Source organism: Clostridium vincentii, assembly GCF_002995745.1.
GTDB lineage: Bacteria > Bacillota > Clostridia > Clostridiales > Clostridiaceae > Clostridium > Clostridium vincentii.
The window spans coordinates 50567-73102 of sequence record NZ_PVXQ01000007.1 but is presented as its reverse complement, the minus strand read 5'-3'; the positions used below and the strand labels follow the sequence as shown (position 1 = coordinate 73102).

Annotated in this window: 20 protein-coding genes, 1 tRNA gene and 1 pseudogene; 3 read left to right on the top strand and 19 right to left on the bottom strand. The window is 30.0% G+C overall.

Annotation, left to right across the window (positions count from 1 at the left end):
• Positions 1-83: 83 nt before the first annotated feature.
• The 6 genes from CLVI_RS04855 to CLVI_RS04830 all read right to left on the bottom strand — a co-directional run bounded on the left by CLVI_RS04855 (position 84) and on the right by CLVI_RS04830 (position 8006).
• On the bottom strand, positions 84-1031 hold the full coding sequence (locus CLVI_RS04855) for an AEC family transporter (protein ID WP_341458734.1): 948 nt from the start codon (positions 1029-1031) through the stop codon (positions 84-86).
• Between the two features lie 101 nt (positions 1032-1132).
• The gene (locus tag CLVI_RS04850; RefSeq protein ID WP_170065591.1) at positions 1133-1774 is read right to left on the bottom strand and encodes a flavin reductase; all 642 of its coding nucleotides are present in this window, start codon (positions 1772-1774) and stop codon (positions 1133-1135) included.
• Between the two features lie 119 nt (positions 1775-1893).
• Positions 1894-5061 carry a DEAD/DEAH box helicase gene (locus CLVI_RS04845; protein ID WP_423237130.1) on the bottom strand — a complete coding sequence of 1056 codons (3168 nt, stop codon included), beginning with the start codon at positions 5059-5061 and terminating at the stop codon, positions 1894-1896.
• Positions 5062-5207: 146 nt separating this feature from the next.
• A complete protein-coding gene (locus CLVI_RS04840) occupies positions 5208-5612 on the bottom strand; it encodes a pyridoxamine 5'-phosphate oxidase family protein (protein ID WP_106058996.1) in 405 nt (134 codons plus the stop codon).
• A gap of 134 nt (positions 5613-5746) precedes the next feature.
• Positions 5747-6883 (bottom strand): 5-methyltetrahydropteroyltriglutamate--homocysteine S-methyltransferase, encoded by a 1137-nt coding sequence (locus tag CLVI_RS04835; protein WP_106058995.1) that lies wholly within the window; start codon positions 6881-6883, stop codon positions 5747-5749.
• 145 nt (positions 6884-7028) lie between these two features.
• Positions 7029-8006: a D-isomer specific 2-hydroxyacid dehydrogenase family protein gene (locus CLVI_RS04830; protein WP_106058994.1), complete on the bottom strand. Its 978-nt coding sequence runs from the start codon at positions 8004-8006 to the stop codon at positions 7029-7031.
• Between the two features lie 253 nt (positions 8007-8259).
• Between CLVI_RS04830 and CLVI_RS04825 the strand changes: the two genes are divergently transcribed.
• Entirely contained in the window at positions 8260-8628 is a 369-nt protein-coding gene (locus tag CLVI_RS04825; RefSeq protein WP_106058993.1) for a hypothetical protein, read from the top strand.
• 32 nt (positions 8629-8660) lie between these two features.
• Here the strand turns inward: CLVI_RS04825 and CLVI_RS04820 are convergent, their stop codons facing one another.
• From CLVI_RS04820 to CLVI_RS04795, 7 genes and pseudogenes are all read right to left on the bottom strand, one after another.
• Positions 8661-9650, bottom strand: coding sequence for a 3-oxoacyl-[acyl-carrier-protein] synthase III C-terminal domain-containing protein (locus CLVI_RS04820; RefSeq protein ID WP_106058992.1), 990 nt, complete (start codon positions 9648-9650; stop codon positions 8661-8663).
• A 214-nt stretch (positions 9651-9864) separates the two neighbouring features.
• Positions 9865-10235, bottom strand: a pseudogene (locus tag CLVI_RS17805) (DUF1287 domain-containing protein).
• 60 nt (positions 10236-10295) lie between these two features.
• Positions 10296-10568 carry a hypothetical protein gene (locus tag CLVI_RS17800; RefSeq protein ID WP_242980560.1) on the bottom strand — a complete coding sequence of 91 codons (273 nt, stop codon included), beginning with the start codon at positions 10566-10568 and terminating at the stop codon, positions 10296-10298.
• A 125-nt stretch (positions 10569-10693) separates the two neighbouring features.
• On the bottom strand, positions 10694-11437 hold the full coding sequence (locus CLVI_RS04810) for a phage replisome organizer N-terminal domain-containing protein (RefSeq protein WP_106058991.1): 744 nt from the start codon (positions 11435-11437) through the stop codon (positions 10694-10696).
• 1004 nt (positions 11438-12441) lie between these two features.
• Positions 12442-12582, bottom strand: a complete 141-nt coding sequence (locus tag CLVI_RS17370; protein WP_170065590.1) for a hypothetical protein — start codon at positions 12580-12582, stop codon at positions 12442-12444.
• Positions 12583-13650: 1068 nt separating this feature from the next.
• Positions 13651-14652 (bottom strand): GGGtGRT protein, encoded by a 1002-nt coding sequence (locus tag CLVI_RS04800; protein WP_106058989.1) that lies wholly within the window; start codon positions 14650-14652, stop codon positions 13651-13653.
• 24 nt (positions 14653-14676) lie between these two features.
• The gene (locus CLVI_RS04795; RefSeq protein WP_106058988.1) at positions 14677-15369 is read right to left on the bottom strand and encodes an iron-sulfur cluster assembly scaffold protein; all 693 of its coding nucleotides are present in this window, start codon (positions 15367-15369) and stop codon (positions 14677-14679) included.
• Positions 15370-15599: 230 nt separating this feature from the next.
• Between CLVI_RS04795 and CLVI_RS04790 the strand changes: the two genes are divergently transcribed.
• Positions 15600-15686, top strand: a tRNA-Leu gene (locus tag CLVI_RS04790).
• Positions 15687-15839: 153 nt separating this feature from the next.
• Here the strand turns inward: CLVI_RS04790 and nrdJ are convergent.
• Complete coding sequence (gene nrdJ / locus CLVI_RS04785; protein WP_106058987.1) at positions 15840-17927, bottom strand: ribonucleoside-triphosphate reductase, adenosylcobalamin-dependent; 2088 nt, start codon at positions 17925-17927, stop codon at positions 15840-15842.
• A gap of 337 nt (positions 17928-18264) precedes the next feature.
• Positions 18265-19068, bottom strand: coding sequence for a hypothetical protein (locus CLVI_RS04780; RefSeq protein ID WP_106058986.1), 804 nt, complete (start codon positions 19066-19068; stop codon positions 18265-18267).
• Positions 19069-19244: 176 nt separating this feature from the next.
• Between CLVI_RS04780 and CLVI_RS04775 the strand changes: the two genes are divergently transcribed.
• The gene (locus CLVI_RS04775) at positions 19245-19727 is read left to right on the top strand and encodes a DUF4883 family protein (protein WP_242980558.1); all 483 of its coding nucleotides are present in this window, start codon (positions 19245-19247) and stop codon (positions 19725-19727) included.
• 79 nt (positions 19728-19806) lie between these two features.
• Here CLVI_RS04775 and folK read toward each other — a convergent pair whose 3' ends face one another.
• From folK to folE, 4 genes are read right to left on the bottom strand one after another with little or no spacing between them, the layout of a single operon-like run.
• Positions 19807-20640 (bottom strand): 2-amino-4-hydroxy-6-hydroxymethyldihydropteridine diphosphokinase, encoded by an 834-nt coding sequence (folK, locus tag CLVI_RS04770; protein WP_106058984.1) that lies wholly within the window; start codon positions 20638-20640, stop codon positions 19807-19809.
• 13 nt (positions 20641-20653) lie between these two features.
• Positions 20654-21463 (bottom strand): dihydropteroate synthase, encoded by an 810-nt coding sequence (gene folP / locus CLVI_RS04765; RefSeq protein ID WP_106058983.1) that lies wholly within the window; start codon positions 21461-21463, stop codon positions 20654-20656.
• A gap of 22 nt (positions 21464-21485) precedes the next feature.
• Positions 21486-21959: an HD domain-containing protein gene (locus CLVI_RS04760; protein WP_106058982.1), complete on the bottom strand. Its 474-nt coding sequence runs from the start codon at positions 21957-21959 to the stop codon at positions 21486-21488.
• Positions 21960-21973: 14 nt separating this feature from the next.
• The gene (gene folE, locus CLVI_RS04755; RefSeq protein WP_106058981.1) at positions 21974-22531 is read right to left on the bottom strand and encodes a GTP cyclohydrolase I FolE; all 558 of its coding nucleotides are present in this window, start codon (positions 22529-22531) and stop codon (positions 21974-21976) included.
• Positions 22532-22536: the final 5 nt, after the last annotated feature.

The following is a 22536-nucleotide window of genomic DNA, read 5'->3' as shown; positions in this document are numbered from 1 at the left end:
TATAAATTCCACCTCTTTCTTTTATTATATTATACGTTTTTTATCATATAGTATTCAACACTAATTTTTCTAATATCTCCACTTTAAAAATATCCCAAACTTTTAACAATATATATCCAAAAGAATATTGTAAATACAGCAAAAGTTGATCCAAATACAACAATTTGACCTGCTAACTCACCATCTGCATCCATCTGCTCTGCCATAGTAAATGAAGATACTGCTCCTGGTGCTGAAAACATAACAAGAAGAGTTATTAACTCCACATCTCTAAATCCTAAAAATATGCTAATAGGAATAAAAACAGCTGGAACTATAATTAGTTTACCTACTACTCCAATTATTAATTGTTTCATACCTTCCTGAGAAGCATCAAATTTAAAACTTCCCCCTAATACTACAAGCGCTAATGGGGTTGCTACATTTGACAAATCTCCTATAGTGCTTTCAAGAACATTAGGAAGTTTAATTCCTGTTGCTAACATAAAGAGTCCAACTGTCGATCCTATAATAAGAGGATTAGTTATTATCCCTTTTAATATCTTTTTAACATCTATTTTTAAACCTCTATACATTTCAAGAGAAATTACAGCTAAAAAATTGAAAGTTGGAATTATACATGCAATAAGCATAGAGACACTTCCTGCCTTTTCCTCTCCAAATAACGATATAGCAATTGGTAGTCCAAAAAGAACAAAATTACTACGGAAAATAGCTTGTACCAAAACACCCTTTCTTTTATCATCCTTTTCAATCTTAGGAATTATAAAAGTCATTACTAAGAATATTGAAACGATACTCATAACTGCAAAAATTATGAGTTTAAAATCTATTCCTGAACTTAAATCTGCATTATAAATATTAAAAAATATTAATATCGGCAAAAAAGATTTAAAGGTTAAGTTATTCATAACCTTTAATGTATGATCATCAAATAAGTTTATTTTTCTAAAAAAATATCCTAATGATATTATTAAAAATAATGGAAGTACAACATTTATTGATATTATGAGGTTTTCTATAGCAATCACCTCCTGAATTTAACTCACTATCATAAAATTTATCACATTATTCATTATTTGATTAAAGACTATTTCTAAATGAAATAGTCTTTAATGATTTAAAACTATAATTAATTTTGTTTGATAAATACAGATTTTGGTTTCTTACATATTGGACAAATATAATCATCTGGTAAATCTTCAAAGGGAATATCGCCATCATAAATGTAATGACAAACTTTACATTCGTATATAGGCTCCTCTTCTCTTTGTGAATCTTCCGCTTCGTCTTCCTTTAATCTCTTGCCTGATTTAATATCTCTATAATCACTATAAGTCATAGACTTTTCATTATTTAGTTTCTTTGCATCCACAACATCACATATGAATAGAGTATGAGTGTCAAGGTCAATCTTATCAGTGACTTTACAACATACTGTAGCTACGCACTCTTTTTCTACTATAGGGTTATTAAGTTCATCTAATCTATATTCCATACCCTTAAACTTATCCACATCTCTTCCACTAACATATCCAAACTGCTTAATTATATCTAAAGATGCTTTTTTACTTAATATAGACAATGAACATTTATTTGATTTAAAGACTAAATCATGAGTTAAACTACTCTTTAGCACTGTAAAACTTATTCTAACTGGCTCATCTGTAACCTGCCCTAAAGTATTTATTATACATCCATTTTGTTTTCCCTCATATTCTGTTGTTAGTATATACACCCCATAAGGTATAGTAAATAATGCTGCTTGATCCATTCTCATTCTCCTCCAATATGTGCTATTTTATATAAGAAAAACTGTGTACTTTTTCAAATACACAGTCCCGACTTTACACTTAATTTTATCATTAATTTTAAGCTAAGTCAATCTTCAGATTATACAAAAAGTTCCTTAATCTGCTCAGTAGAAAGAGATGTTAACACATTTCCCCCTGCATAACCAGCACTCATAACTTTATCAATAAGTTCCTTCTTCTCATCTTGCAAACTTATTATTCTCTCCTCGATAGTCCCTTGTGCAACCAATTTAAATACTTGAACTACCTTTTTTTGCCCTATTCTATGGGCTCTATCTGTTGCTTGTTCCTCTATTGATGGATTCCACCATGGATCAAAATGAATTACTATATCAGCTGAGGTTAAATTAAGCCCAGTTCCCCCTGCCTTCAATGAAATTAGAAAAACCATATTTTTTTCACTGTTGTTAAATTCATCTACTAACTCTAATCTTCTAGAGGCTCTTGTACTTCCATCTAAGTACATATACTCTATATGATTTTCATCTAAACTTTTAGATATACTAGCTAAAACTGAAGTAAATTGAGAAAATAAAATTATCTTATGTCCATTATTTATATTGTTTGTGACAATCTCCAAAGCAGCTTCTAATTTACCATTTCTTCCTTTATAGTCCTTAACTATAAGCTTCGGCTCTAAACATAGTTGCCTAAGCTTTGTTAGGTAAGAAAACATGGTTATCTTATCCCCTTTGAAATTTATATCTCCTATTTTTTCCTTTATATCCTTAACAAAAACACTATATATCTTCTTCTGTTCTTTAGGAAGTTCAACATAGTACTTTTTCTCAATTTTATCTGGTAATTCCTTTATTACATCCTTTTTTAATCTTCTAATCAAAAATGGCTTTATATATCTTTGAAGTTCTTCTATTGAAGCCTCTGCTCCTATAAATTTTTTCTTAAATATAGCTCCATTATATAGATATCCTGGCATTACGAAATCAAATATACTCCAAAGTTCTAAAAGATTATTTTCTATAGGTGTACCTGTTAGAGCAAATTTAATCTTTGAATTTATGTTTTTAACACTTCTACTACTTTGTGCTAAAGGATTTTTAATGTTTTGTCCTTCATCTATAATGCAATAATCAAAGTTCAATTTTTCATAGTAGTCCTCATCATTTCTTAATGTTCCATAGGTAGTTAAAATAACATCATATTCATTTACTCTATCTAATATTTCTACTCTTTCCTTTTTATTTCCATGAACAATTTTAACCTTAACAGTTGGGGCAAATCTTTCAAATTCGTTTTTCCAGTTATATATTACAGAAGTTGGTGTAACTATTAAAGACTTCTTATTCTTTTCTGATAGTAAAAATGCTATTGTTTGAACAGTTTTACCAAGGCCCATTTCATCAGCTAATACACCACCAAAGCCTAAATGACTTAAATTTTTAAGCCAATTAAATCCTGTTATTTGATATTCTCTTAAAGTGGCTTCTAATTCCTTTGGCAATTCATAATTGCACTCCTTAATTTCCTCAAGCTTATTAGTTATATCTTTAATAATTTCGGTGCCCTTAAAAAATGTCATATCTTTACTATTAACATAGTTTTCTAGCATAATAGCCTTACTCTTATGCAATTTTATATCACTAATATCTTTTTCATTATTGACTATTTTCTCAATCATATCAAAGAATTCTTGAGTATCTTTATTCTCAAGATTAATAAAACTATTATCCTTTAATTTATAGAACTTTCTATTATCCTTAAATGCAGCTAATATTTTATTATATTCCTTTGAAGGAATATCTTCTATCTCAAAGCTAAAATCTAAATATCCATCTTCTCTATTTTTTACTCCAGCATTAATAGTAGGGGTTTTATACACTCTTCTTGCCTTAAATCTATCTGAGTAATATACTTCACCTAATTCTTCAAGTTCTTTATACCCTTCTATTAAGAAATTATATATCCCCTCATCATCTCCATTAAAAATGAATTTTTTGTTTCTATTTAAGAAATTTAATCTATTTATAGCTTGTAGTATCTCGTCTTCCTTAACAGTTTTTCTTATAACAATTTTTTCAGTATTGTTTTCAAAGAAATCTAATATCTCATCTCCATATTTAAGCTTAACTTCTAATGAAATTTGATTTCCTCTGCTATCTAAATAGAACTCACATTGCAATTCGTTTTTTACTACATTTTTAATTGCATCATCAAGGACTACATCCTCTGATATTTTTTCTAAGGCAGGTATCACCTTATTAAATATCTCCATGTTACTTTTACTTTTGAATTTTATTATTTTCTTATGTGTCAATTGATTATAGAAAACTTTTAAATTTTGGCACTGTTTTCTAGATGGTAAATATATATTGCCATTATATAAAAATACATCAAACTTTGAATTTAAAGTCTCTGGTATCTCCCCTTCAAAACTTATCGAATATTTTTCTTCTTCCTCATTGCTTACAGAAAATTTAAGGGGCATATCTTCTTTTAGTATTTTTACTTTCTTTTCATTAAATTCAATATCTTTATGAATACATAATTCCAAAAATCCTACTAAATTACCACCTATAATATTTAAAAACTTTCCATTAACAAGAGCTGATCCATAAGGAAATTTATTTACAAACAAATCCATTTGAATGAAATTGTTTATATAATCTATTATTTTATAGTCCTCATCACTAAATTCTTGCTCATAGGGATTATATGTGAACTCTTTTCCATACTCTATTTCCATATAATTATTTTTGGCATTAACAAACTCTTTTAAATTCTTTAATACATACATCCTTTTTGTACCAATTCTAAATTCTGCCTTAACACAATCAATATCAACTAATTTATCTAATGTTAATGTAACTGATAAATCAGCTCTTGTTTTTTGTGAATTTAATTGGTCGAGTAGTTCTATTACTGCCTCACCAGTCTCACTTTCACCTGTTTTTTTACCATTCACTTCACTAAACTTAAAAAATACAGTTGCTATATGCTCACAAATATATATATGCTTATCATGACTGTTTTCTATATAATCAAAGCAATTACAGTCAGTTGAAATTATTTCTTCACTATCTGTATTAATCTCTATAGAGGTTGAATAAGTAGCATTATTATTCTCCGATTTCACTCTTCCCTCAATGACCATGTTATCGTAGTGTTTTCTTTCTAACAAATGAGTAAGATGCCCTATAAGTCTTTTTCCTCTTACTGCTTTTATTGGTTCACATATGTCATTGAAATCATCTATTATTTTCTCTAATTCTAAATGCAATTTTATCACCTCAATATATCATTATATCCTATATTTATATATTATAAAACCTTGTGTTTGTTACTAATGATAATAATTTTACATTTACAAAGAAATAACCCTATCAAATATAAGTAATTTAATACTTTATTTTGATAGGGTTATTTCCTTAATCTCTATTCACTAATAGAATAAACTTCTTTATTTCCACTCATATCTTCTATAAGTGCACTGCCTTTACTTGCATAAAACAGTATAAACCTTGGTCCATTTTTCTTTGTATAAATTTCTTTTAAGCTAGGAGTGTTTTCAAAAGCCTTTTCTAATACTTGTGCTCTTTCATCGAATATAGCCTCAGCTTTAATTCTTATCCAATTTCCATCTCTACTTGCTGTACAAACTTCAAATTTAGAATTTACCTTTAATTGTTTATAAGTTTCCTTCTGACTATCAATTCCAAAATATAATTTTCCCTCATACTCCATATGAAACCCAAAAGGACGTATCTTTGGTTCATCACCATCTACTGTAGCAAAATAGAATACTGGATTCGAGCTTAAAAATTCTAGTATATCTTCCATCTTTCTCCCCCCTGGTATAATTTAATTTTAGTTAACTATATGGTAATTATATCATTAGTTTTTTACCCTATCAAGCAGATACTATAGCTATACTAAGTTATTTACAGAGGGCCTACTTGCTTTTATAATTTATACTATTTCCATATTGAATCAGCAATTTCTTTTACTAATGCTATTTTATTCCATTGCTGATCCTCAGTTAAAATATTTCCTTCTTCAGTAGATGCAAACCCACATTGTGGACTTAGTGATAATTGATTAATATCTACATACTTAGTGGCTTCTTCAATACGCTTTATAATATCTTCTTTATTCTCTAACTCACCAGTTTTAGAAGAAATTAACCCAAGTACAACCTGCTTCTTTCCTATAAATCTTAATGGTGAAAAATCACCTGAACGTTCTGTATCAAATTCCAAATAAAAACCATCTACATTTACAGATCCAAATAAAATTTCAGCAATAGGTTCATATCCACCAGATGCAGCCCATGTAGAATTATAATTTCCACGACAAACATGCATTGTAATTATCATGTCAGTTGGATGATCTTTAAGAGCTTCATTATTTACCCTTGCAAATAACTTTGCGATTTCATTTACATCCACATTATCTTTTTGGCGTGCTTCCCAATAAGCCTTGTCACAAAACATTCCCCATGTACAATCATCTAGCTGCAAATTACGGCATCCCAAATCATAAAATGCTTTAATTGCATTTTTATAAGCATTAGCGATATCAGCTACAAGTTCATCAATGTTTTTATAATATTTATCAGTAATTATTTGATTATCCCCTCTTTGTAGCTCCGCTAGAAATTGTGCTGGTGATGGAATTGTTTGACGAGCTAGTACATCTTCACCTGCAATACTTTTCAAGAATTTATAATGATTTAAAAATGGATGATTACTAAAGCCTATTTTTCCTGAAAGTTGAACAGTTTCTGCTCTTGTTTCTACTCCATTGAAAATATAACCTTGTTGAGTTTTTACCTTTTTAACATTATCAAGTTCCCACATAAAATCCAAATGCCACCACGACCTTCTAAACTCACCGTCTGTAACTGCTTTCAATCCAGCATCTTTTTGTTTTTTTACTAATTTAATTATCTCTTCATCTTCAATTTTTTTAAGATCATCTATAGTTATCTTATCATCCTCTAAGTCCTTTTTTGCATCTTTAAGTCTCTTAGGACGAAGAAAACTTCCCACAATGTCATATCTAAAAGGTGGTATTTCTCTATTTTTTGCATTATTAAATGTTTTACTCATTTTTATATTCTCCCCATCTCTTATGTATATTTTAGTAATTTCTTGTTGATGAGGTTAGTATATCATATACTATTTGATATAGAGTAATTCTAAAATACTATCACCTGATATAGTTAAAATCTATATATAAATATATTCTTATTTTCTAAAGTTCCCATGGATTATTCTTATTTTCTGAAAAAAGAACACAACTCTTTATTGAATTCTCAACCATATCACTTACTGCCTGATTGGTATAAAAAGCTGTATGCGGTGTTACAATTACATTAGGAAAAGACTTTAAAATTGCTAGATCTTCATTATCTAATATTTCAGTTGTTAAATCATTATAATATAGATTTGCTTCATTCTCGATTACGTCTAATGCTACTCCACCTATCTTGTTATCTTTAATTGCTTTTATCAAATCATTAGTATTAATAAGCGAACCTCGAGCGGTGTTTATAATAAAAACTCCATCTTTCATTTTTCTAATAGAACTCTCATTAATCATATGAAAATTATCCTTTGTAGCTGGAATATGTAGTGTAATAACATCACTATTTTTCAATAAGGTATCTAAATCTACATATTTAACATAATCTTTTATGCTTTCAGCTTCATATATATCATTAGCTAATATCCTACAACCAAAACCACTTAAATTTTTAATAATAGTTTGCCCAATTCTTCCGGTCCCCAAAACTCCCACAGTTAAATTAGGTAATTCTTTTCCTTGTATTCCTCTTAAAGAATAATCCTGTACATTACTCTTTTCCATAATAAGTTTAACTTTTCTAATTGCCATAAGTATTAGCATAACTGTATAATCTGCTACACTATTTGTTGAATATGTTACATTACCTATATGCATTCCTAATTCTTTAGCTCTTTTCAAATCTATATGTTCATATCCAATAGTCCTTGTAGAAATAAATTTAACTCCTACTTTATGAAACTTTTCGATTAATTCTGCTGGTATCATTGTTGTAATTATACTAATACAATCAAATCCTGTTGCAAGTTCTGCAGTCTCCATGCTTGGTTCCTCATCACATAGCACAACTTCAACATTATATTTTTCACTAAATTTTTTATAAAATTCTGTTTCATCGGATCTATGACTATATGCTAAAATTTTCATTTACATCAATTCCTTCCTTGTACAATATCTATTAAGCCTTTATTTTATCATACCCATGTAGCAATTTCTAACTCACTATGTATGTTTTTAATTGATTGCTTTTAACATTTTTTTATATTTATCGACATTATTGCCTCTTTAACGCTTTTTATCCTTGACATTAATTTTGTACAATCTTATAATTAGTATAGTTTCGCAATAATTACCAATAAATTTTATTAAGAAAATATAATATGAAAAGGATGTGCTTTAAATGACAACGACTACTGAAAAAAAATACGAATTAATTTTAGATAAAGCTAAAAAAATACTGTTCGCTAAGGCTTTTGGTTCTTTTGGACCTAATGATGCTAATGCTTTTGTACAAGAATATCTTACAATTCTTAAACCTGTTAATGCAACTGAATATGAACTTTTATTTGATTGCAAGGATTTAAAGGTTACAGGAAAAGATTTAAAAACTGGAACAGATATGACTGCTTTATTAGCAGCTTGTATAGACCAGTATAAGAAGGATGGATTTAAAAAAGTGATATTTACTTGTGACAAAAACATTGTAATAAAAATGCAATTATCAAGACTTGCAAAAAAAGCTGATCTTCCAAACTTTGAAGTTATTTAATAAAAATAAAACGTGGGTAACCCCACGTTTTTTTAATATCTTATAAGCATAGTACAAATAGACCAATGAGTTCCAACTGACCATAGACAAACTATGTCACCTCTTTTTATCTTGCCAGTTTTAATTCCTTCATAGAGTGCTATAAAAGGACTACTTGTCCCTGTATATCCGTACTCATCTCCTATATAAATAAATTTATTTATATCTTGATCTAATTTTTCCGATCCAAGTATTGTAAATATCTTTGCGTATTGAGAAAAACAATAGCTCTTTATATCTTCTATTTTAAGATTGTTTCTATCGAGTAGAGTATGAATAGACTCTACCGCATGATCAACTGCAAATGTACCATTAAAAGGTGTCCATGCTAAGTTTCTGTCTTCAACTGTTAAGTTATCTTTATATATTTTAGACATACCACAAGCAGGATACCTAACTAAACGCCACTCAGCACCATTACTTTTACATGTGCTATCTATAAAACCACCTTCATCTACCTTTTCTAGGATAATAGCAGCTGCTCCATCTCCGAAATTAGGATATGTCATTTCATCACTTTTCCTACAGTGCAATGAAGCATAATCCGAACCTATTACTAAAGCTCTTTTTACATTAGGATTTCCCATCATAGCCCTTATAGTTGTTTCAACTGTTATAAGCATACCAACACAATTTGCATTAGTATCCATACACATAGAGTCTTCTTTTCCGCTAATTGCATTATGTACTATTAAAGATTGACTTGGAAATGTATATTCAGGCAGCTGAGAAGAAAAGAGTATCATGTCCATATCTTTTCCTTCTAATCCTGCACTCTTTAATACTTTTTGAGCCACTTCAATACCCATAGTAATTGTGTTTTCATAGTCATTGTCTATTATATATCTTTTATCTCTTCCGAATGATTTTAATAAACCTGAAATATCTTTTCCTTGATCTTTAAAGTGTTTAAGATAAAAGTTATTATCCACCTGATTATCAGGATGATAGACTTCTACCGCTCTAATTCTTACATTTTTCATTGATGTATTTCCTCCTTGAAATAATTCAATATCTTTATTGTATAGAAATACTGCTAAAATAGTATGAATTTCTATATAATTCTATTTTATAGAATTCATTACATATATACAATGTTTTTATTCATTATTATCTTCTATTTATTACAATATGACTTAATACGCAAAAATTATTTGTTTTTATTATCCACAACTTAAGATTGCTTGATAATCCAGCCTAATATTGCCATCTATAATGACCATGAATTGGACTCGTAAACCAGCTTAATTTACTCTCTGATGCAGAGGGGTGAGAATTATGAATAACATAAGGAATACCTTGCTCATCCCTTTTATCTGAAATGATACCAATATGCTCATATCCTTCAATAAAAACTATTATATCTCCAGGTTGCCACTCTTTCAAATTATTAATATCACCTTCCTTAAGTTCTAGAGTTAATTGAATACAATTTTTTTGAAATATACATCTTGATTTACAACTCTTCTAAAATCAATATTAGAATCCGCCTTTCCATTTACGCCCTTATATTGATCCATATTTTGTTTAATATCTTTATCTATCAAATCTTTAATTGATATATCTATCTCTTTGAAACCTCTCCATATTACATCAGTGCAAACCCCTTCGCCATCTGGTGGATATCCTCAAGAATAGTATGCATCTTTATATATAGTTTGCTGCTGCACTTCTCGCCTTGCAGAATTCACTATATCTATAGGGTCAACTATTCCATTCTCATTTGTATCTATCTTTGAGCTTTCATCTGGAACGTTAACTTTATTTATTATCAAATTATCAACAGTATTTTCTAAATAACTCTTTAATTTATCATATGGAAATTTCAGTGCTACTATTGTAGCTATTGAACATATAACCATTAAACTCACTAATATAACAATTACTTTTCTTTTTTTCACATTTAACACCCCATTAAATTTTAGCCCATTAATACAACTTATTATATGATGACTGACAAAATATCTCATATTTTATATTGTAACGTATTTCGCCATTTTTTCACAAGGCTACATTATTGATAGTTCTATCTAAAAGACCACAAAGGAACATCACCTTCACCCAAAGGTTTGTTCTCATCATAATCCTGAAAAGTATCTATACTATTATCTTCAACATTTTCTTCCTCAGCAAAATCAAATATTTTCTCTTTTTTCTTCTTTTTATCAATCGTCTTATTTCTCTTGGTTTCCAAACGTAAAAGAATATTTTCCTGCAATTTATTGTTAGTCTTGTCCTTAATTATATTATCAACTTTGTTAATGCTACTACTAGTAAATTCCAAGTTATCTTTAGCCTGGGTTTTAACAACTTTAACTTCATTCTGATCCATTTTTTTCTCAAGTTCTTTATCTTTATTATCATATATCTCTTTTTTCAGATCTTCTTTTACCACTATTTCCTTATTTTTTACCTCTTCATCTTTAAACTTTATTTTTTCTTGTACCTTAATGTTTTGATGTTTAGCAAAATTCTTAACTCTATAAACATTAACTTCATTAAGTTCAACCATTTCTAATTCTATAAATGTATCTAAGGCTAACTTAATTTGCCTAATGTCTCTATTAAATTCTATTGCTAAGGTTTCAATAGTATATGGCATATTTTTCGACATGTATAAATCACCTTCCAAATTAACCTTACCAGCTAAATTTACAAGCCTAGACCAAATATGTTGAATAAGATCCCTTTCAGGCCTTGTATCAATTATTTTTAATTTGATATCCTCGTACATATCAATTCTTATTTTCACAATTTTTCTTTGTCTCATAATAATAACCCTCCTTGTATAATGTAGTTGTCTTTTCACTTTATATATATGCTTTACTTAATATTATTACAGTAAATTGGATGATTTTTTTCTATTAAATTTCTACAAGTTTTTCATAAAGGCTTTTATATTTTACAACTTGAGCTTACGCAGCGAGTAATTACTAGTCAGGTTTCCTTTTAAATGAATTTTTACAGAAAACAAAAAAGAACCCCATTGCTAGAGTTCTTTTTATCTTCATATGTTATAGATTTTATTTATTATTTTAGCTTAATTACCTCTTTATTTATATAAGTTTATAATATATCAATTAAGAGTAATACAAAAGATACCTAATTGAGTTGATTATAATAAATAAAATAAATATAGTTACTATTAATGCTCCAGTCCATGAGTACTCAGACCGAGATTCTTCACGTGCTTCTGATAATACTCTTCTATTATATACTGCAAAAGAACCTAAGAATAATAAAGATAGATAGTTCCTAAACATACACGACGATAAAAATAAAAATAGTGTATTAAAAAATATTATCTTCCCAAACTTTTTGAACTTAATGTTATTAAACAATTATTACCTCCATGATACCAACAGGTGAAGTGTTAACTATAGCATAAATTCAGATTAATATATAACCTTAATCCTATTCTTTAGCATCTGCCCTTACGCCTTCGATCCAAAAGTTTCACCACAATTTTCTTCTCTAGCTCTATCTTAACGTAAAAAAAGGCCTGTACACAACCATAAAAGTCATATACAAAACCTTATTTTTTCGAAACTTTATTATAATTTTTTCAAACTATTTTATAAAGTTCGGACCTTTATTATGAATGAACAATTTTTGTTCCCCAATAAAAAACCTCGCCAAATCCCCCACTCCCTCTCACACCTTCTCCCACCTACCTTCCCGCCCTCTTTCCTAAATCTGTATCATAATAAAGTTCCCCACAAAAATCATAATAAAGTTCCCCAAAATCTCTACCCTATTTTCCACCTCTTATCCCTACTTTATTCCCACCTTTTCTCTGCCTAATTTATCTCTCGTTTTGCATAAGCAAAAGCAACTTAGTCTGTCTAATTTCTTGCATTTATTCTTACACCCCTTCAATCTTTCATCTCTCTTTTTCTCTTCCTTTTCAGCCATTTAATCTATCACCATACCCCACTCAAGCCCTTGCCCATCAAGCCTTCGGTTCGTTTTTACCTTTCCTTAAATCTACTCTCTAATCTGCTGTTTACGAAAGGAAAAAAATAAAAGCATGAGTTGGTGCAGGGGATAAATCCTGTACTTTATTCATGCTTTAAGATGGTGATAAATGGGTTGGGTGGATGGTTTGATATTGAAAACAGGCGAAAATAAAAGCCCTGCATTTAGCCGATAAAAGCTAACGCAGGGCTTGTCCGTCATCTATTCTTCCCGAAATCTTATTGAAAGATGGGGAGGTTTTTTATTAGATGGGGATGTTTATTTGTATGTGATCCCTCCTAATTAAGATCCCCACCGCCCCACCACCCTCTAATCCCTTCCGCCATCTCCCCTCCCGCCCTATTTCCAATTTCTGTATCATAATAAAGTTCCCCACAAAAATCGCCCCTTTTTCCCGACTTATCCACAGATTAAAAACAAGGTAAAAACCTGAAATCATAATAAAGTTCCCCAAAAATAAACACTAAATCTCAATCACTTTTCACCCATCTTTTCTCGCCTTTTTTCTCCCTAATTCATATCTGCTTTTGCATAAGCAAAAGCAATTTAATCTATTCTTTTTCACGCATTTTTTCTGCCATCTCTTCAATCTTTTATTGCTCTTCATCTCTCATCAAACCCTTTTTTCTCTCTCTTTTTCAATCCTTTTCACGCACTTAAATCAATCATCATATCACCCATAATACTATCATTTCCAAGCCTTCGGCTGACTTTCTTCCTTCTATACTTCTATCTACTATTCAAGCAAAAAATCTATCCTTTAATCTACGATTTATGGGGTAAAAACAAGAAAGGATGTAGGGAATAAATAAGGAGCTTTATTCATGTTTTTAAAGGGGGGTGGAGGACTTTGGGGATGGTCTGATGTTATATTATAGGCGAAAATAAAAGCCCCGTATTTAGCCGATTAGGGCTAAATACGGGGCCGTCCATCATCTATTTTTCCCGAACTTTATTATGAGTTTGGGGAACTTTATTATAATGGTACAAAACTGTTAACTAGTCTTATTTATTCATTCCTTCTTCAACAGCAACAGCAACTGCAACTGTAGCTCCAACCATTGGGTTATTACCCATTCCGATTAATCCCATCATTTCTACATGAGCAGGAACTGATGATGAACCAGCGAATTGTGCATCTGAATGCATTCTTCCCATAGTATCAGTCATACCGTATGAAGCAGGGCCTGAACCCATGTTATCTGGGTGAAGTGTTCTACCTGTACCACCACCTGATGCTACTGAAAAGTACTTCTTACCTTGATTTATACATTCTTTCTTGTATGTTCCAGCAACTGGATGTTGGAATCTTGTAGGGTTAGTTGAGTTACCAGTTATTGATACGTCAACGCCTTCATGATGCATTATAGCAACACCTTCTCTTACGTCGTTTGAACCGTAACATTTAACCTTAGCTCTTGCACCCTCTGAATAAGCTTTTTCTCTAACTATTGTTAATTCTCCAGTATAATAGTTAAAATCAGTTTGAACATATGTGAATCCATTGATTCTTGAAATTATCATAGCAGCATCTTTTCCAAGACCGTTTAAAATAACTCTTAATGGATCTTTTCTTACTTTGTTAGCTTTTTCAGCTATCTTTATAGCACCTTCAGCAGCTGCGAAAGATTCGTGACCAGCTAAGAATGAGAAACACTTAGTTTCTTCTCTTAAAAGCATAGCTCCTAAGTTTCCGTGTCCTAATCCTACTTGTCTGTCATCTGCAACAGAACCTGGTATACAGAAAGCTTGTAGGCCTTCTCCGATTGCTTCAGCAGCTTCAGCAGCCTTAGTACAACCCTTCTTTATAGCTATAGCAGCACCTAAAGTGTAAGCCCATCCAGCATTTTCAAATGCAAGATTTTGAGTTTCTTTAACTATTGTATATGGATCAATTCCTATTGATTCACATACAGTCTTAGCATCTTCTATAGTTTTCATTCCGTACTTTTCTAGTACTGGAGTTATTTGTCCTATTCTTCTTTCATAACTTTCAAATAATGGCATAATTTATTCCTCCTTACCTTTAAATTATTGGTGTCTTGGATCAAGTAGTTTAACTGCATTGTCAACTCTACCATATTGTCCTGATGATTTCTCTAAAGCTTCATTTGCGTCTAGTCCCTTAGCTATCATTTCCATCATCTTTCCAAGGTGAACGAATTTATATCCAGTAATTTCATTATCTTCATCTAGAGCAACCTTAGTTACATATCCTTCAGCCATTTCTAAATATCTAGGTCCCTTAGCAACTGTTCCGTACATAGTACCGATTTGTGATCTAAGTCCCTTTCCTAAGTCCTCAAGTCCAGCTCCGATAGGTAGTCCACCTTCTGAGAATGCAGTTTGAGTTCTTCCGTATACAATTTGTAAGAATAATTCTCTCATTGCTGTATTTATAGCATCACAAACTAAATCTGTGTTTAATGCTTCTAATATAGTCTTACCTGGTAAGATTTCTGAAGCCATTGCAGCTGAATGAGTCATTCCTGAACATCCGATTGTTTCAATTAATGCTTCTTGTATTATTCCGGCTTTAACGTTAAGTGTTAATTTACATGCTCCTTGTTGAGGTGCACACCAGCCTATTCCATGAGTTAAACCAGAAATATCCTTTACTTCTTTAGATAAAACCCATTTCCCTTCTTCTGGGATTGGTGCAGGTCCATGGTTAGCGCCTTGCGCAACTACGCACATCTCTTCAATTTCTCTTGAATACATCATATTGATTTTCTCCTCCTTAATTATTAAATAATTGTAGCCTATAATAAACTACATAATTGAGGTAGGCTAAATTTTGTCCCACTGGGGGATATTTTTACCCTACTTCTATTCTAACAAATCTAGCACTTTCTAACAACCACATATTGAAATTTTTTATCGTTTTAACACGAAAAATTTTTTTCTTGAATTATTTTTATAGTTATGGTATTATATTCTTGTTGTGAAAATATGCCGGTGTGATGGAATTGGCAGACGTGGTGGACTCAAAATCCTCTGGTAGTAATACCGTGCCGGTTCAAGTCCGGCCATCGGCACCATATTTTTAATAAAACGACCTTATCATTTAGTTTAACTACTATTTGATAAGGTCTTTTTATTATGTATGCAACATTATTTGTAACAACTAGATATTTGCATATTTTTTCAAAAAAAGTTCTCTCCTATTCCAGGAGAGAACTTTTATCATTATATTATCTTACAGGACAAGCTCCAGTTGCACACTCAGTATCGATGATTTCGTGTTCTTCGTCGTCATCAAGCTCTGCTAATAATTCATAGTCTATTGGCTTAATATTTTTTATACGTTCTTCATAATCTTCTTGTGCTATAGCTTCATAAGGAAGAAGTGGATAAGTCTCATCCATTAATGGTAAAAAAGTTATTCCAACTACATACTCGAAATTTTCATATAACCACTCTGCAACTACATTCCATTCTTCATCTTTTACATGTACAGTAATTGAAGTATTATGATCTGTCCAGTTTATCATTGACATTTTATAAAGTTCAAGCTGTTCTATAGCTCCAACATCATACTTTGTTTTTCCATCTGGTGATTTTACTGGGAACTCTATAACTTTTGTTGTACAATTTTCATCCGTTTGCCCATTTTCATTATATATAGGATAACATTTAAGTTTTTCTATCATTTTGTATAATGGATCAGATGTAGCAATTCTAACTCTTCGAATATAATAATTAGAATGTGAATAATGAATTCCTGAACTTACACATGGAAGTGTTGAAAGAGATCCTTCAGGCTTAATTGTAGTCATAAGCTCGGGTACAGAAATTCCAAGTTCAGTACAATATCTTGTACCTTCATTTCTAACAACCTCTCTTAAATGTTTCAACAATTTAGCTAAATGTCCATAGCTCATATTTGTTTTATTTACCATATCCATCATACCAGTTAAAGAAATCCCAATTATTCTATCCTCACTCATAACTTTATTCCATTCTTCAAGTTCAACATCTACTAAAGTCATTCTAAGTGCTACTCTTATAGATAATTTTAATATTTCTTCTAAATTTTCAATATCTAATTCGTTATTTTCATTTACAAAAGCAACTAAATTATTTGTAGATAAATTACAGCATTCATGCGATTTAAGCAAAATTTCTCCACAGGGATTACAACCCTTAAAACTATCTTTTCTTTTTTTTGCTTCACTTCCATTAATAAATCCTGGTTCACCATTTATTTTTATGGAATTTAATATTTCTTTTATTTTATCTAAAGATGGCCTTTTTTTATATAACACAGAATTATTACTCATTTTTCTATGTGAAACATCTAGATTTTCTATCCAATTTCCATTCACTATTTTGTAGATATTACTTTTTGAATTAATAACATCTGTATCATCTTCATTACAAAGAATCATCATTGCACTACGTCTTACTCCACCAGATACTACATTTTCACTTATTATAGTTGATATATCAAGAATGTCTATTGATTTTAATATACCATCAATACGGTTATTACAAACCTTATTAATCTTTTCAAACATTCTCTTTAATGATTTGTGTCCAGATGCACGTCCTCCAAATCTTTTTAATCTTTCACCTTCTGGTCTAACATAACTATAATCAAGTGTTATTTTTTTGATATTAGTATATTCTTCATCTGTAATTAATTTGAAGTAAGTTTCTAATGCCTTACACCAACCTTCTTTGCTATCACCAATTTTAATTGTAGCCATATCTTTTTTATCTAAAATAAGTTTTGTATCTTCCATATATTCTTTTGGCGTATATTTATAAACACCTTCAGTGTATATTCCACTTAAATGTATATTCCGTATTTTAGGCATATCGGCTATTAATTCCTTATCAATTCTAACTCCTACACCAGAACCAACCATAAGAAGATAAAATACATCTACAAAATCATGAAATTTCTCAATCATTGTAAAACAACAATTAAAATTTGAAAGTGGATATTCTTTTACTATATCTGTCCCACCCATATAAAGGGTTCTGCCAGATGTAAAAGTTCTTAAATTAAATAAGTTATCAAATAAAGCTTCAGCTTCTTTTATCTCATTTTTCATATTTATAATTAATCCATTTTTCTTTTTGAAGTCCATACCAAGTTCAATATTATATTTTGTTGTCCTAAGAACAGTTTCAAACCAATTTTCTCTTCTTTTTTCATCGCCTAAATACCTTGAATAAGTTCTTAAATAAACGAATTCACCAATATTGCTTAAAGGTGTATTCTCGACCTCTCTATATTCTTTTAAAAATGTTTTTGATAGTATTTCACTCATATATATTCCTCCATTTTTGTTTTACGATAATTTAATAATTATTTAAAAATCCTTTTTCTCTTTTCTTAATTATCTATTTGAAAATTAAGAGCATAAATATTATTTTAACCTATTTCAGCAAATTACACAATATATTGTGCTTAGTTAAATATATAAAATACCATATGTAGATTTTAATAAATCTATTCATATCTACAAAAAATTAAACCCCCTAGAATTATTTCAATAATTCTAGGGGGTACGTTGCCCTTTTAAGAGTCATTCTCTATTACTACCTTCATTTTAGTCTTTACTTGAAATTTCTAACTTTCTAACTATTTTAGCATATTCTATTATGTCATTTATTTAAATAAACTATGTTAAGAAGATATAAAATCAAAAAAACTGATATAAAAGCTAGCCTGCTTCTAAATATCCATTTATAATCTAAAAATAAATTATAAAGTTTATTGTCCTCAGAAGTATTCTTAGTATTCACGATACTTGGATATATTCTTTCGTAAAGTTCCTCTTCATTGTACTTTTCTTCTCCATCATAATCTTCAATATAGGATAGAATTTCATCATATCTTATTATTGGGACATCAGAATATTCTTCCCCCTGAATATAAATCCTATCATTTACAATTACAATCAAATCTATTATTTCTTCTTCTTCAAAGATGCTAGTTAAGGCCAATCTATAATTTCTAATAGTATTTATAGGACAGAGTAGAGCATCTTTTCTTTTGTTCTTTGTTTTATGCCATCTATTATCCTCTTCAATTAAAATATCTCCAGTATAATTGCACTTTACTATATTAAATATGCCCTTTTTTGTAATAACTAACTTTTCTATTTTTATATCCTGATTTTTATACTTTAAAGTTGCATCCTCAATAGTATTTCCTAGAATATTTAATTTTTTTAAATTTTTGTTTATCTTATAATTTTCCTCAAGCTCCCCTTCTATAACATTCTTTTTTATTTTAGTGTATTTAATTAATGGTATTGCTAAATAAAATCCTAATACAATGAAAAAAAATTCTCCAGAAGCACCATTAAAACCTATTTTAAGCAATCCTAATGAAATATAATAAGTAGCATATACCAAAATTAAAGTCATAATGACATAAGACCCCCGTCTTAAATTAGTAAACATAAACACCTCCAAATTCAATCTTAGACATATTAAAAAAATAGCAAAGGTATGCCTTATCTATTTTGCATCATGTGCCTTACCTATAATTTTGTCCCTGTTACATATTTTTATACTGTTCTAAAAAATATTGTCAAGAATAAATTAATATGGTAGTTTACTTTATCTGGAGGTATTTTGTGAAGAGGTTAAGTTTTATTATTCTTTTACTTTTAGTTTTTACTCTTCAAGGTTGTGGCCTTAGAGATCCTAAGTACATACACCTTGAAAATAAACAGAGTCCTAATTTTTATACAAATGAAGTCTATACAAAAATACTTAATGATGAAGATTTTTCTTTAGAGATTTTCAATACAAATATGTATAAGAATATTTCTGTTAGTGATACAGAAAATATGATAATAGAAAGTTTCATTCACTCTTTATCTGACGATGATTATAAAGAAGGGAACATCCCCACTGAGATAGAGCCTTATCAAATCAGAATAGATTTTTCAGGTACTAAATATATTATTAAGGTATATAGCTCTAGTATAGTAACCTTATATCCCTGGGATGGAAATTTTCAAGAAGATATTATAAGCATGGATAATGTTCCTACTCATTATAATTTATATGATTTTTGCACTTATATTGAAAATGAAGCAAAGAAATTTAAATAAGGCAAATCAAAAAATACCAGACCAAAGACGCCACGTATCTTTGATCTGGTATTTTTTAATTGTTCTTAAACATATAGATTTAATCTCTATGACTTACAGTATCTTTCAATTCTTTCAATAATTTAAATATTCTCTTTTTTAGTATAGGATGTATTTTATTTGGTGCAATTTCATTTAAAGGAATTAAAACGAATTGCCTTTCCTCCATCCTTGGATGAGGCAAAGTAACATAATCATCTTCTGATATTAAATCATCATAAAAAATTATGTCTAAATCCACTATTCTTGGTCCCCATTTAACTCTCCTTACTCTCTTCATATCTTCTTCAATGTTCAATAATGATTTCATCAAATCTTTTGGAGATAGCAGAGTTTTTATCTTAATTGCTCCATTTACAAACTCATCTTGATCCACTTTTCCCCAAGGCTCTGTTATTATAAAAGAAGAAACTTTCTCAACAATAATATTGCTATTGTCTCTTAAAGCTTTAATTGCAGTATTTAAATTTCCTTCCTTATCACCCATATTACTTCCTATGGATAAAAAGGCTTCATGCCAGCTTCTTTTTATTTCAATAGCGGCATATTCTAAGTGCCTTCCAATAGGCGCCCAAGGTTTCTTTAATGTTACTTTTATGCTTTTTATTATTGGATATTTAATTAAAGTCTCTTCTGCTACTTTTTGAGCTGCTGTCTCAATTAAATCGTAGGTATTTTCTGTAAACACCTTTTCTACATAATGGCAAAGCTCTCCATAATGGACTGACTTCATTAAATCTCCCGTTTTCCCAGCCTCTTCAAGAGATACACTTGCTTCTAAATCCATTATAAATTTTTGCCCTAAACTCTTTTCTTCACTAAAGACACCATGATTTGCAAATATCTCAAAGTTCTTTACTAATATCTTATCCATTTATATTCCGCCTTTACTTTGAGCTTAAAATTTTGTCTGTCATTATGCATGCTCTTTTATTTTCAAGGACATCATGCACTCTAACAAACTCACACCCCTTCATAATTCCTATAACTGTTGTTGCTAAGGTTCCTTCCACTCTATTATCTACTGGTAGTCCTAAGGCATTTCCTATCATAGATTTTCTTGAAGTTCCTAAAAGCATTGGAAATCCCATGGTTTTTATCTGTTCCAGGTTATTCATAACAATCAAGTTTTCTTCATAGTTCTTTCCAAAGCCTATACCTGGATCTAAAATAATATTTTCTCTCTTAACACCAGCCTCTAGTGCTAAATTTATACTATCAATTAATTCCATTAATATATCTTTCATAATTTCGTTATAAGGAAAATCCTCTCTGTTATGCATAAGTATACATGGAACCTTATATTTAGCTGCTATCTTAGCCATATTCTTATCCTTCTTAAAACCCCAAACATCATTTATTAAATCCGCTCCAGCTAAAATTGCCGCCTCAGCAGTTTTTGCTTTATAGGTATCTATTGAAATAGGTATATCAAATTTTTCCTTAATAGCTTTAATTATTGGAACCACTCTCTGTATTTCTTCATTATCATCTACATCTTCAGAATTTGGTCTAGTGGATTCACCACCAATATCTATTATATCTGCCCCATCCTTTATTAAGATTTCAGCTCTTTTTACAGCTAGATCAACCTCATTATATTTTCCTCCATCAGAAAAAGAATCAGGAGTAACATTTAAGATACCCATAACAAAAGTTCTCTCACCTATAACAAAATTTTTATTACCTATTATCATTTTAAATCCCCCTAAAACACGATTAATATCTTATATTAAAATTTTTCTTATCCTCACTCCAATAACATTTCTTCTCTGCCCTGCAATTAAAGCAATTTCTAGACAACTTATCACTAATGTATATTAGTTTTGAAAGCTCTTTCTCTGAACCTTCCCTATGTTCTTCAATAGCTGTTAATATACTAGCTTTTTCTTCTTCAGTAAAATCTATTTCTTTTAATATTTCTTTTGATATCTCTACGCTTCCCCTGTGGTGTGGTATTCCTTCTTCATATTCAAGGATTTTTCCTATATCATGAAGAAGGGCTATAGCATATATAACCTCTTTAGAATAGTTTAAATTATCTTCAAGCACTTTTATATATGCAATTCTTGCAACATCAAGAAAATGCTCTATTGTATGCTTACAGAATTCTCTTTCTTGCTCTAGATCTTCTAATCTTTTTAAATAATTCCTATAATTCTTATTTTCTAGTATTTGATTAACTCTCTCCAAGGTACAACACCTCTCTAATTTTTAATTAAGGATAGTACCTCTTGCCTAAGCTCACTATTTTCTTCGAAGACTCCTCGATATGTGGTTGTTATTGTTTTTGTCCCAGGTTTTTTAACCCCTCTCATAGTCATACACATGTGCTCGGCTTCTATAAATACCATAACGCCTTGTGCACCTAAGTACTCCATTATAGCATCAGCAATTTCAGAGGTTAATTTTTCTTGAAGTTGTGGTTTTTTTGCATATACTTCAACGGTTCTTGCAAGCTTTGAAAGTCCTGCCACTCTGCCATTTGGTATGTAAGCTATATGAACTTTTCCATAAAAAGGAACCAGATGGTGTTCACAGGTAGAGTAAAATGTTATATCCTTCTCTAAAACTAAATCATCCCTGCCTATACTAAAGGTTTTAGATAAATGTTTCTCTGCTGTTTTATCCATCCCAGCAAATATTTCTTCATACATTCTTGCTATTCTATCTGGAGTTTCAATTAAACCTTCTCTGGTTGGATCTTCTCCAATACCCTCTAATATTAACTTTACCCCTTGAATTATTTTTTCTTTATTTATCATTTCTG

Bases quoted from the DNA above. Each gene is read 5' to 3' on its own strand.
- CLVI_RS04850 (WP_170065591.1), bottom strand. From the start codon at position 1,774: ATGGATCAAGCAGCATTATTTACTATACCTTATGGGGTGTATATACTA.
- CLVI_RS04840 (WP_106058996.1), bottom strand. From the start codon at position 5,612: ATGGAAGATATACTAGAATTTTTAAGCTCGAATCCAGTATTCTATTTT.
- CLVI_RS04835 (WP_106058995.1), bottom strand. From the start codon at position 6,883: ATGAGTAAAACATTTAATAATGCAAAAAATAGAGAAATACCACCTTTT.
- CLVI_RS04830 (WP_106058994.1), bottom strand. From the start codon at position 8,006: ATGAAAATTTTAGCATATAGTCATAGATCCGATGAAACAGAATTTTAT.
- CLVI_RS04825 (WP_106058993.1), top strand. From the start codon at position 8,260: ATGACAACGACTACTGAAAAAAAATACGAATTAATTTTAGATAAAGCT.
- CLVI_RS04820 (WP_106058992.1), bottom strand. From the start codon at position 9,650: ATGAAAAATGTAAGAATTAGAGCGGTAGAAGTCTATCATCCTGATAAT.
- CLVI_RS04810 (WP_106058991.1), bottom strand. From the start codon at position 11,437: ATGAGACAAAGAAAAATTGTGAAAATAAGAATTGATATGTACGAGGAT.
- CLVI_RS17370 (WP_170065590.1), bottom strand. From the start codon at position 12,582: ATGGCTGAAAAGGAAGAGAAAAAGAGAGATGAAAGATTGAAGGGGTGT.
- CLVI_RS04800 (WP_106058989.1), bottom strand. From the start codon at position 14,652: ATGCCATTATTTGAAAGTTATGAAAGAAGAATAGGACAAATAACTCCA.
- CLVI_RS04795 (WP_106058988.1), bottom strand. From the start codon at position 15,369: ATGATGTATTCAAGAGAAATTGAAGAGATGTGCGTAGTTGCGCAAGGC.
- nrdJ (WP_106058987.1), bottom strand. From the start codon at position 17,927: ATGAGTGAAATACTATCAAAAACATTTTTAAAAGAATATAGAGAGGTC.
- CLVI_RS04780 (WP_106058986.1), bottom strand. From the start codon at position 19,068: ATGTTTACTAATTTAAGACGGGGGTCTTATGTCATTATGACTTTAATT.
- folK (WP_106058984.1), bottom strand. From the start codon at position 20,640: ATGGATAAGATATTAGTAAAGAACTTTGAGATATTTGCAAATCATGGT.
- folP (WP_106058983.1), bottom strand. From the start codon at position 21,463: ATGATAATAGGTAATAAAAATTTTGTTATAGGTGAGAGAACTTTTGTT.
- folE (WP_106058981.1), bottom strand. From the start codon at position 22,531: ATGATAAATAAAGAAAAAATAATTCAAGGGGTAAAGTTAATATTAGAG.